The organism is Mycobacterium sp. E2238 (assembly GCF_001672665.1).
Lineage (GTDB): Bacteria > Actinomycetota > Actinomycetes > Mycobacteriales > Mycobacteriaceae > Mycobacterium.
In genome coordinates this window covers 1-10497 of record NZ_LZKF01000077.1, presented here as the reverse complement: position 1 = coordinate 10497, position 10497 = coordinate 1, and the positions used below count along the sequence as shown (strand labels likewise).

At 68.7% G+C, this 10497-nt stretch carries 10 protein-coding genes; all 10 read right to left on the bottom strand.

Going from position 1 to position 10497, the window contains the following annotated elements:
* Window positions 1–408: tRNA (adenosine(37)-N6)-threonylcarbamoyltransferase complex ATPase subunit type 1 TsaE (gene tsaE, locus A5711_RS06140; protein WP_369829921.1), on the bottom strand; the 408-nt coding region annotated here is incomplete at its 3' end.
* Window positions 353–1408 (bottom strand): alpha/beta fold hydrolase, encoded by a 1056-nt coding sequence (locus A5711_RS06135; RefSeq protein ID WP_197500989.1) that lies wholly within the window; start codon window positions 1406–1408, stop codon window positions 353–355. The genes tsaE and A5711_RS06135, both read right to left, overlap by 56 nt.
* A gap of 49 nt (window positions 1409–1457) precedes the next feature.
* Window positions 1458–2624 carry an alanine racemase gene (gene alr / locus A5711_RS06130; RefSeq protein ID WP_197520750.1) on the bottom strand — a complete coding sequence of 389 codons (1167 nt, stop codon included), beginning with the start codon at window positions 2622–2624 and terminating at the stop codon, window positions 1458–1460.
* A gap of 84 nt (window positions 2625–2708) precedes the next feature.
* Complete coding sequence (locus A5711_RS06125; protein ID WP_067944738.1) at window positions 2709–4091, bottom strand: glutamate decarboxylase; 1383 nt, start codon at window positions 4089–4091, stop codon at window positions 2709–2711.
* A 23-nt stretch (window positions 4092–4114) separates the two neighbouring features.
* Complete coding sequence (locus A5711_RS06120) at window positions 4115–5536, bottom strand: bifunctional ADP-dependent NAD(P)H-hydrate dehydratase/NAD(P)H-hydrate epimerase (protein ID WP_067944742.1); 1422 nt, start codon at window positions 5534–5536, stop codon at window positions 4115–4117.
* A gap of 33 nt (window positions 5537–5569) precedes the next feature.
* A complete protein-coding gene (locus tag A5711_RS06115; protein WP_067944737.1) occupies window positions 5570–6247 on the bottom strand; it encodes a rhomboid-like protein in 678 nt (225 codons plus the stop codon).
* A 68-nt stretch (window positions 6248–6315) separates the two neighbouring features.
* Complete coding sequence (locus tag A5711_RS06110; RefSeq protein WP_067944736.1) at window positions 6316–7164, bottom strand: DUF4436 domain-containing protein; 849 nt, start codon at window positions 7162–7164, stop codon at window positions 6316–6318.
* Entirely contained in the window at window positions 7161–8000 is an 840-nt protein-coding gene (locus A5711_RS06105; RefSeq protein ID WP_067944735.1) for a DUF4436 domain-containing protein, read from the bottom strand. The genes A5711_RS06110 and A5711_RS06105 overlap by 4 nt, the downstream gene beginning before the upstream one ends.
* Before the next feature lie 46 nt (window positions 8001–8046).
* The gene (locus A5711_RS06100; protein WP_067944734.1) at window positions 8047–8949 is read right to left on the bottom strand and encodes a DUF4436 domain-containing protein; all 903 of its coding nucleotides are present in this window, start codon (window positions 8947–8949) and stop codon (window positions 8047–8049) included.
* A 90-nt stretch (window positions 8950–9039) separates the two neighbouring features.
* A partial coding sequence (gene glmS, locus A5711_RS06095) for a glutamine--fructose-6-phosphate transaminase (isomerizing) (RefSeq protein WP_067944733.1) occupies window positions 9040–10497 on the bottom strand: 1458 nt, incomplete at its 5' end.

The following is a 10497-nucleotide window of genomic DNA, read 5'->3' as shown; positions in this document are numbered from 1 at the left end:
GCCCTCGCCCCACTCCACGACCACGACCGCATCGTCGAGATCGGTGTCCAGGTCCAGCGAGTCGAGCTCGCCCATGAGGTCGGCGCGGTCCTGGTCCAAAAGCCGGTACATGTCGACGTGGATCATCGCCGGTGCGCCGGTCCGCCGCGGCGGGTGCACCCGCGCCAGCACGTACGACGGCGAGGTGACCGGACCGTCGACGTCCATCGCCGCGGCAATCCCCTTGGCCAGCACGGTCTTTCCCGCACCTAACGGACCGGTGAGCACCACCACGTCACCCGCGCGCAGCCCCTCGGCCAGCCGCGAGCCCAGTGCGATGGTGTCCTCGACGCGCTCCAGCGTGGCCGTGCCCTCACCCCCCACGGCGCGGCAGCCTTTCCCGCATCCACCGGGCCGCCTGCGCGGCACGGCCCGGGGTGGCCCGCTTGACCAGCCGGACCAGCCCGTCGTTGATCGCCTCCGGCTTGTCCAGCAGCGCAAGGTGACTGGCGCCCTCAACGATGACGAGCTCGGACTGCGGCAGGGAGGCCGCCATCTTGCGCGAGTATTCATCCGGGGTCAGCAGGTCGTGGTCACCGCAGGCGATCAGGGTGGGGATGCGCAGCAGGGTCCACAGACCGGCGGTCTCGTCATGGTGTTCCAAGGCATCCAGGAACTCCACCATGGTGGGGATCGGGGTGCCGTTCATCATCCGCTGCGAGAAGGCGTCCAGGCTCCGGCTGACCTGCAAGTCGCTGAAGGAGGCCGCCCGCAGGACCGGGCCGATCAACGAGCGGGACACGTTGCGGCCGCGGTGCATCAGCTTCGGCGCGGACCGCGCGGTGAATCGGAACGCTTCCAGCGCAGGGTTTTTCAAGATCTCGCCCAGCGGCGACCTGGCAACGCCTTCCGCCGCGGAGGAAATCAGCGCGGCGCCGACGATTCGGCGCCCATACTGGCCGGGGAATTGGCGAGCGTGTGACAACACCGTCATGCCGCCCATGGAGTGCCCGACCAGCACGACCATCCCGCGCGGCGCGACGACCGCAAGCACACTCTCCAGGTCCTGGCCGAGCTGGGTCAGTGTGTAGGTTTCGGGCCCGGCCTCGCCGGATTGCCCGTGCCCGCGCTGGTCGTAGAAGACCATTCGGACGCCCGGGCCCACCTGTTCGGGCAGCCGGGTCCGCTGAAAATGGAAGGCGCCCATGCGTAGACAGAATCCGTGAACGAAGACCATGGTCAACGGGGCATCCGCCGGGCCGGCTTCCCGGATCGCCAACGACACGCCGTCGGGGGTGGTTACCACGGAGCGGCGATCGTCGTCGATCGTCTCGAAATCCTCGTCGGCATAGGGATCGTCGGTGCCGCGGCTGCGCTGGATCATAGAACGGCGGGCCGAGGCTCCAACGATGGTGGCGAGGGCAGTCACCCCCGCGCCTCCCGCAAGCCAAGCCCCCTTCTGGCGCCTGCGGGTTCTCTCAGGGCTCAATGGTTTGCGCCTCGCGATAGGTCCTGGTGATGCGCCCGCGCGGGCTGGTCACCACTTCGTAGTGGATGGTGCCGAGCAGGTCGGCCCAGTCCTGCGCGGTGGGTTCCCCGCTGCTGCCGGGCCCGAACAGGATCGCCTCGTCACCCTCGGCCACGTCGGTCCGGCCGGGCCCCAGGTCGACGACGAACTGGTCCATGCAGATCCGCCCGACCCCTCGCCGCCGCTTGCCGTTGATCAGCACGTCCAATCGTCCTCCCAGCGATCGGAACACACCGTCGGCGTAGCCGATCGGCAGCAGGGCCAAATTCGTGTCCTGCTCCGCGGTCCAGGTGTGCCCATACGACACGCTCTCGCCCGCGCGAATCGACTTGACCAGCGCCACAGGGCATTTCACCGTCATGGCCGGCACCAACCCCATGTCCCCGAGTTCGGGCACCGGACTCAGGCCGTACACCGCGACGCCGGGCCGCACCAGGTCGAAGGCCAGATCGGGACGCGACATGGTGGCCGACGAGTTCGCCAGGTGCGCGACCTCGAACCGCACCCCCTGATCGCTCGCCTGTGTCAGCATGTCGCTAAAGCGTTGGGCCTGAAGGTCGTTGATGGGGTTGGCCGGTTGATCCGCGAACACCATGTGCGACATCAGCCCGCGCAGGCGGACGGCTTCCTCGGCGACGGCCCGGCGCAGCGCGGTCAGCATCGAGGGATACCCGGCGGGGTGGACGCCGTTGCGGTTCAGCCCGGTGTCGACCTTGAGCGTGACCGTGGCCGTCCGGCCCGTCCGGTGCGCCGCGTCCAGCAGCTCGTCCAGTTGACGCTCCGAAGAGACTGCGATCTCCACGTCGGCCAGCAGCGCCGGCCCGAAGTCGATGCCGGGCGGGTGCAGCCAGGCCAGCACCGGCGCGGTGATCCCGTCGGCGCGCAGGGCCAGCGCTTCTGCGACGGTGGCCACGCCCAGCTCGGCCGCCCCGCCGGCCAACGCCGCCCGCGCGGACGGGGTGGCACCGTGCCCGTAGCCGTCGGCCTTGACGACGGCCATCACCTGCGCGCAGCCGGCGTGCTCACACAACAACCGCACGTTGTGCTCAATGGCGCGCAGGTCCACCGCGGCCTCCCCGAGGAGGCCCGGTGTCAGCGATATCGGCGTAACGGCCACAGCCGCCATTGTCCCAGAACCAGCCCGCCCACCGCCCCGCCTCGTCGCAATGGTCACAACTGCCACATTTGTGTGGCCGATGGCTCAGTGCGCGAAGTGCTGCGCGTCGTAGTGGCCGCCGGGCTTGATCTTGTCCAGCGAGGTCAGGGCGGAAACGGCATCGTCGTGCAGCGCGCGGGCCAGGTCGGCCGAGAGCCCTTCGCGCACCACGATGCGCAGCACCGAGACGTGGGTGGCGTTGTCGGGCATGGTGTACGCGGGCACCTGCCAGCCGTAGGTGCGCAGCTCGTGCGAGACGTCGAACTCCGTGTAGCCGCGGTCGCCGGCGAGCCGGAAGGCGACCACCGGAATTGCCGAACCGTCCGAGATGAGCTCGCAGTGGTCACTGACCCGCAGCTGCTCGCCCAGCCACCGCGCCGTCCCGGACAGCGCCTGCATCACCTTGGTGTAGCCGTCGCGGCCCAGCCGCAGGAAGTTGTAGTACTGGCCGACCACCTGGTTGCCCGGGCGGGAGAAGTTCAGCGTGAAGGTCGGCATGTCGCCGCCGAGGTAGTTGACCCGGAACACCAGCTCGTCGGGCAGGTACTCCTTGCTGCGCCACACCACGAAGCCGACACCCGGGTACGTCAGCCCGTACTTGTGGCCGCTGACGTTGATCGACACCACCCGGGGCAGCCGGAAGTCCCACTTCAGTTCGGGGTGCAGGAAGGGCACCACGAACCCGCCGCTCGCGGCGTCGACGTGCACCGGGACGTCCACCCCGCCGCCGGCCGCGAGCTTGTCCAGCGCGCCGCAGATGTCGGCGACCGGTTCCAGTTCACCGGTGTAGGTGGTGCCCAGGATCGCCACCACGCCGATGGTGTCCTCGTCGACGGCGTCGACGACCTGTTCCGGGGTGATGACGTAGCGGCCCTCCTCCATCGGCAGATAGCGGGGCTCGACGTCGAAGTAGCGACAGAACTTCTCCCACACCACCTGGACGTTGGAGCCCATCACCAGGTTGGGGGTGCGGCCCTTCCAGTCCTTGCCGACCTTCTGGCGCCACCTCCATTTCATGGCCAGCCCCCCCAGCATGACCGCCTCGCTGGAGCCGATCGTGGACACCCCGCACGCGCTGTAGGGGTCGGCGTCGTTCAGGTCCTCGGCGTGGAACAGGTCGGCCACCATGCACACGCAGCGCTGCTCGATGGCCGCGGTCGCCGGGTACTCGTCCTTGTCGATCATGTTCTTGTCGAACGTCTCGGCCATCAGCCGGCCGGCCTCCGGGTCCATCCACGTGGTGACGAACGTGGCCAGGTTCAGGCGCGAACTGCCGTCGAGCATCAGCTCGTCGTGGATGAAGCGGTAGGCGGCCTCGGGGTCCATCGATTCGTCGGGCAGCCGCAACGCGGGCACCGGGGCGGTGAACAGGCGGCCGGTGTAGGCCGGGGCGATGGCGTGGGCGGGCAGGGACGGGTGTTGGGGCACGGCGGAATCCTCTCGATAAGGCGCTATATGGCGGCCAGGGCGGCCCTGATGTGCGGCACGATGCGCGACGCCGACGTCGGCGCGTCACCGGGGCCCGGGTCGGCGGCCGACAGCGCCGCGGCCCGCGCGTGGACGAAAGCGGCCGCCGCGGCGGCCTCGACCGCCGGCAGTCCCGCGGCGAGCAGCGCGCCGATCATGCCGGACAGCACGTCGCCGGAACCGGCGGTGGCCGCCCAGGATTGCCCGGCCGGGTTGAGGTACACCGGGCCGCCCGGTTCGGCGATGACGGTGACGTTTCCCTTCAGCAGCACGGTGGCGCCGAAGGTGTCGGCCAGCTTCTGGCACGCGCCGACCCGGTCGTCCCCCGGTGGGCTGCCCGCCAGGCGAGCGAATTCCCCGGCGTGCGGGGTGAGCACCGTCGGCGCGTTCCGGTTGGCGGCCAGCTCGGGGTGGGCGGCCAGGATCGTCAGCCCGTCGGCGTCCACGATCACCGGCAGGTCGGTCTCCAGCGCGAACCACAAGGCGGCGGCCCCGGTGTCGTCGGTGCCCAATCCCGGCCCGACGACCCAGGATTGGACCTTGCCGGCCGACGCGGGGGTGGGCGACGCGATCACCTCAGGCCAGTGCGCGAGCACCTCCCGGTGCGCGCTGCCGGCGTAGCGGACCATGCCGGACGTCGCCGCGACGGCGGCGCCGGTGCACAGCACGGCCGCGCCCGGATACGTCGACGAGCCGGCCATCACACCGGTCACGCCCTGGGTGTACTTGTCGTCGTGCGGCCCGGGCACCGGCCAGCGGGCGGCCACGTCGGCGGCCTCGAAACCCAGCAGGTCGGTGTCCGGCAGGTCGAGCCCGATGTCGATCAGCTTCACCCGGCCGCAGTCGGCGAGCGCGTGCACGGGTTTGAGCCCGCCGAAGGTGACCGTCAGGGCCGCCCGCACCGCGGGGCCGGTGATCGCCCCGGTGGCCACGTCGATGCCGCTGGGGATGTCGACGGCGACCACCGGGATGCCCGCGTCATTCACCGCGGCGAAAACGTCGGCCGCGGCCGGACGCAGCGGGCCGGATCCGGAAATGCCCACCACCCCGTCGATGACGAGATCGGTTGTCGGCGAGACACTTTCGACGATGCGTCCGCCTGCCTTGGTGAACGCCGCCAGCCCCTTGCGGTGCGTGCGTTCCGGGTTGAGCAGCACCGCGTCGGCGGCCGCGCCGCGCCGGCGCACGAAGGTGGCGGCCCACAGCGCGTCACCGCCGTTGTCGCCCGAGCCGACGACCGCGCACACCCGGCGCCCGGCCACCCCGCCGGTGCGGGCCCGCAGTTCGGCGAGGATCTCGGCGGCCAGCCCGAAGGCCGCGCGCCGCATCAAGGCTCCGTCGGGCAGGCTGGCCAGCAGCGGCGCCTCGGCCTGGCGGATCGCGTCTACGGAGTAGTAGTGCCGCACCAGTGCCACATTACGGGTCAGCGGCCGCGCGGCTCAGGCCGATGGCTCGGGCGAGCGGCGGCGGCGCCCCATGGCCCGCAGGCGCGCCGGGCTCAGCTGCCGGGGGTCCTGGTGCCGTGTCATCGGGTAGAAGCAGAGCCCGACGAGGATCGAGGTGAAGTGCCCGATCGCGGTGAAGTTCAGCTCAATACGGTCCATCGCGATCAACGGGAAGCCGAAGATGATGAACAGGACGCCCAGGTAGCCCCAGCGCCACGGGCGGGCGATGTGATAGGCCAGCACGGCCATCACCCCGACCAGGAAGTAGCTCACGCCGATGTCGCGGGCGTGCACCAGCCGTTCCGACGCGTCGTGTTGCTCGATCGCGAAGTAGAGCAGCCCCTCGCTGAAGTAGGTGGACAGGATGTGGGCGCTCAATCCCACTGTGAGCCAGCGTAACTGGCCCAGCCAGTGTTCGGCCGGGGCCAGGAACAACGAGAAGAGGATCAGGTACGGGGCCAGGTTGTCGCCGTCGATCCACAGCAGGCTGGAAAAGAGTACGTCGAGCGGGTCCCGCGCCAGCCCGTGGATGTTGGTGGAATGGTGCATCAGCATCGAGTGCAGTTGCCGCTGGGGCAGCCAGTGCTGCACGAGCGTCGTGATCAGCAGGACGAGCAACCACCCGTACGTCAGCGGCGCCTGGCTGACGTAGTGCCAGACGGCGAGTCCCATGCTGCGCAGTCGGGACCGCACCGGTGCTTTCGTCACGTCATTACCTTCGCACGGTTGAGTTGCTGCACCTAAGCGGCGGGCACGCCGGGCTGTTGGGCGTCGGGTCGCAAGTGCCGCCACCAGCAGGCGATGTAGAGCAGCATCGAGATCACCAGCACGACGAGCACCCAGAGCACGATGGTGATGTCGATCCAGCCACCGAACGGCGGCGAACCGGGAAGCGCGTTGCGCAACGGCACCACCGCGAAAAGCATTGCCGCGTACCAGGTCGTCATCGGCGGCTGAAACTTGCGCCGATCACGCAGCGTCTGGACCGCAACGAAGAGACCGAGCCCGGCAATGGCGATGAGCACACCGCAGATGACGATGCCGAACGCCGCCGCGCTCAGCGACCGCTGCAGAGTCACGCGGTACGGACCGAGCCCACCGCCGTTGCTGGCGGTGACCTGCCAGCCGGGAAGGTGGTTGACGAACGTGGCGGGCAAGCGCTCGGGAACGCCGCCTTCGCCCCCGTGCAAGAGTTCAACCTCGATCGGCCCCGAATCGTAGTGATCGAAGGGCCACCGTTCGATTTCACCCGCGATGGTCACCGGGACCGGAAATACGCCGGGCAGCATGCCCTTCGTCCAGGTACGACGGGTGGGCGTCGCCGCGGACCTGACCCAGAGGCTGAGGTCTTCGTTGAGGTGCTGGGTCTGCGGATCAAGCAGTGCCGATCCGGGTGAAATCGCGAGGTTGACAACAAGAACGCTGTAATTCGACTGAATGTCTTCGACCGAAAATGTCGCCGTACTCGTATTGCCCCCGGCCGCGACTTCCGCCCGGTGATGCGCCGTCCGGCTTTGGGCGTACAGCGCAACCGACGCGACGTATGCCGCAAGGATGGACACGACGAGACCTACGACTGCGAACCTCATACGGGGTTCGCCGGCGCCGCAGTCACCTCGGGCCTCAGATGCCGCCACCAGCAGGCGATGTAGAGCAGCATGGACACCACCAAGACGACAAGCACCCACAGCACGAGGGTGACGTCGATCCAGCCGCCGAATGGAGGCGAGCCGGGAAGCGCATTGCGCAACGGCACCACCGCGAACAGCATCGCCGCGTACCACGTCGTCATCGGGGGCTGAAACTTCCGGCGGTTGCGCAGCGTCTGAACGGCGACGAAGAGGCCCAGTGCGGCGATGGCGATCAGCACGGCGCAGATCACGATGCCGAACGCCGCGGCGCTCAGCGAGCGGTGCACGCTGACGCGGTAGGGGCCGGACCCGTCGGTGGATACCTGCCAACCCGAAAGGTGGTTGACGAAGGTCACCGGTAACCGCTCGGCGACGGTGTCGCTGCCGCCGCGCATGAGCTCGATCTCTATCGGCCCCGAACCGTAGCGGTCGAAGGGCCAATTCTCGATTTCCCCCGCGATGGTCAGCGGGACGGGGAAGACGCCGGGCAGCATGCCCTTGGTCCAGGTGCGGCGGGTCGGCGTCGCCACGGATCGCACGCGGAGGCCGAGGTCTTGGTTGAGATGCCCGGTTTGCGGATCGAGCAGACCCGATCCCGGCGAGATGGACAGGTTGGCCATCAGCACGCTGTAGTTCGACTGGATGTCCTCGACCACCAACGTCGCCGTGCTGCGGTCGCCCCCGGCCCCCGTCTGCGGGTGGTTATGGTGCCCCCCACTGTTGGCGTACAGCGCGACCGAGGCGACGTAGGCCCCGACGACGCCCACGATCAGTGCTATCACGCCAAACTTCATGACCACCCCCTACTCGATGACGAAATGCGTTGATGCGACCGGGGTGTCAGCCCGATGGCGCCGGGACCGGATCCGGCGGCGGGGCGGCGGCGACCACGGGGACCTCAGGCCTGAGGTGCCGCCACCAGCAGGCGATGTAGAGCAGCATCGCTATCACCAGCGCGACGATCACCCAGAGCACGATGGTCACGTCGATCCAGGCCCCGAACGGCGGCGAGCCGGGAAGCGCGTTGCGCAGGGGTACCACGGCGAAGAGCATCGCCGCATACCACGTCGTCATCGGCGGCTGGAACTTCCGCCGGTCACGCATCGTCTGAATAGCCACGAACAGACCCAGGCCGGCGATGGCGATGAGCACGCCGCAAATCACGATCCCGAACACCGCGGTACTCAGCGCGCGGCGCACGCTCAGGCGGTACCCCTCGTGGCCGGCGAACTTGGCCGCGGAAACCTTGAATCCGGGCAGGTGGTCGACGAGTCGCACCGGAATGAGTTCCGGCGGTTTCGTCGTGTCGCCACCGTGGAACAACTGCACCTCGATCGGCCCCGAGGTGTAGCTGTCGAACGGCCAGCGTTCGACGTGACCCGCAATGGTCAGCGGGAGCGGAAAGACGCCGGGAAGCATGCCTTTCGTGTAGTCGCGCCTGCTGGGCTGGGCCGACGATCTGACGCGCACCATGAGGTCTTCATTCAGACGGTGGGTTACCGGATCCAACATCGCGGGCCCGGGTGCCACGGCGACGTTGACGACCACCGCGCTGAAGTTCGACTGCATCTCCTCCGCGGTCAACGTCGCCATAGTCTGGCTGGCCGTCTCCGCGTTGTCGCTCAGTGTGCCGGCCGCAACCGCTTCGACCGTGTTCTGGTAGAGCTCGACCAACGCGACGTAGGTCCCGACGATGAGCACGACGATGCCCACCGCGGCGAATCTTCTGGCCGCCGACCGCATGCTTCTCCTACCGCTATGGAGGGCTTGTTTCCCAAGGCAATCTAACGGAACCGCCGCGGGTCTGGCGGCGATACAGCCGAAGCGGCGGAACTATTCCACGGTGACGGACTTGGCGAGGTTTCGCGGTTTGTCAACGTCGTAACCTCGCGCCTGGGCAACCGACGCGGCGAACACCTGAAGCGGGATGGTCGACAGCAGCGGCTGCAAAAGGGTTGACACCGATGGGATTTCGATCAGGTGGTCGGCATAGGGCCGCACGGTGTCGTCGCCCTCTTCGGCGATCACGATGGTGACGGCGCCGCGGGCCTGGATCTCGCGGATGTTCGACAGCAGCTTGGAGTGCAGCGTGGCCTGCCCCTTGGGCGAGGGCATGACGACGATGACGGGCAGGTCGTCCTCGATCAGCGCGATGGGCCCGTGCTTGAGCTCACCGGCGGCGAATCCCTCGGCGTGCATGTACGCCAGTTCCTTGAGTTTCAGCGCGCCTTCCAGCGCCACCGGGTAGCCGACGTGGCGGCCCAGGAACAGCACGGTCGAGGACTGCGCGAACCGATACGCCAGGGCGGCCACCGGCTCGATCATCGCCAGCACCCGCGCGACCAGGTCCGGCATGGCTTCCAGCTCCTGGTACTCCCGCTCCACCTCGTCGGGGTACTTGGTGCCGCGGGCCTGCGCCAGCGCCAGACCCACCAGGTAGTTGGCGGTGATCTGCGCGAGGAACGTCTTCGTCGAGGCGACGCCGATCTCGGGGCCGGCGCGGGTGTAGAGCACCGCGTCGCATTCGCGGGGGATCTGCGAGCCGTTGGTGTTGCAGATGGCCAGCACCTTGGCCTTCTGCTCCTTGGCGTGCCGCACCGCTTCGAGGGTGTCGGCGGTTTCCCCAGATTGCGAGATGGCGACCACCAGCGTGCTGCGGTCCAGCACCGGATCCCGGTAGCGGAACTCGCTCGCGAGCTCCACCTCCACTGGCAGCCGGGTCCAGTGCTCGATCGCGTATTTCGCGAGCAGCCCGGAGTGATACGCGGTGCCGCAGGCCACCACGAACACCTTGTCGATCTCGCGGAGCTCCTGGTCGGAGAGCCGCTGCTCGTCGAGCACGATCCGGCCGTCGACGAAGTGCCCGAGCAGGGTGTCGGCCACCGCGGCGGGCTGCTCGGCGATCTCCTTGAGCATGAAGTACTCGTAGCCGCCCTTTTCCGCGGCGGCCAGGTCCCAGTCGATGTGGAATTCGCGGTACTCGACGTCGGCGTTGCCGTCGAAGTCGGTGATCCGGTAGCCGTCGGCGGTGATCACCACGGCCTGGTCCTGCCCGAGTTCGATGGCGTTGCGGGTGTGCGGGATGAACGCGGCCACATCGGAGCCGACGAACATCTCGCCGTCGCCGATCCCGATCACCAGCGGCGTGGAGCGGCGGGCCGCCACGATGGTGCCGGGCTCGTCGGCGTTGGTGAACACCAGCGTGAAGTGGCCCTCCAGCCGCCGCAGCACCGCCAGCACCGAGGCGGCGAAGTCACCCGCGGTGTCGCCGTGCCGGTAGGCCTGCGCCAC